At 64.2% G+C, this 934-nt stretch carries 1 pseudogene; it reads right to left on the bottom strand.

Annotation, left to right across the window (positions count from 1 at the left end):
• A pseudogene (locus tag ACU18_RS18835) lies at window positions 1-934 on the bottom strand (Ig-like domain-containing protein); the annotation flags it as partial.

Below are 934 nucleotides of genomic sequence, written 5' to 3'. Positions count from 1 at the left end.
TCATTGAGGACCACCAGGTCCCGGTTCACCCGGAAAACATACGACGGCGACGCACTCGCCTTGGGCACGGCCACATTCTTGTCATCAGCATCATTGACGCAGTCCCGGACGTATTTGTTCGCCCCCGACCACGCAGCATGCACACACCCGGCCAACTGGACCGGAGCCGCCGGCACACCCTCACCGTCAAAACCCACCGTCTTCGCCGTACCACCATCCAGGGGCTGCTTCAGCAACGCCTTCTGCGTGGCAACCGCCACAAAGTCACTCGCCGGACCGGACGCCTGCAGCTTCGCGTCCCGCGCATCCGCCAGGTCCAGCTGCCTGCCACCGGGCAGGAACAACCTCCCGGCAGCAGCATCCAGAACAACGGGCTGGTCCCCCACCACCGTCAGCTGGAGGTCCCCCGCACCCTTCAACGCATCCCACGTCTCGGACTCCGAAGAGAGCACCACTCCATTGGCATCAACACCGGTCACCGTCACCACGCCCGAGTCCGGGTCCACCGAATAAATCCGGTCATCGGCACCCACCGCAGAAACAGTCCCCGCCGCGCCCACCAGCACCGGCTCCGTCGCTTCTTCATCAAAGCCGTTAACGGTGGACGGCGAGACCGCCCAAACCTTCCCCGAAGCGGCATCCGTCACCGCCAAAACGGCGGACCCGAAACTGACCGCAGCAGCACCCGGCAGCTGCTTGTCCCCGCCCAGGCGCATGTTAGCGGCGGACACCTGGTTCAGCGTTGAACCCGACTCGTCATCAACAAACACCTCGCCGGCGTCCTGCAGGATGTCAAAAGCCGTCGACGCCGGCGTCACCGCACCGTCCAGCACCCGGGACGGGTAATTCAACCGGCCCACGGCGTTCTTCGACTTCGACACCACCCACACACCGCCGTCGTTCAACTCCACCTCAGTGGTTTTAAACCCCGGAT

Source organism: Arthrobacter sp. ZBG10, from assembly GCF_001238605.1.
GTDB lineage: Bacteria > Actinomycetota > Actinomycetes > Actinomycetales > Micrococcaceae > Arthrobacter.
Note: the sequence above shows the minus strand (reverse complement) of the source record. Positions and strands in the feature narration are given on the sequence as shown.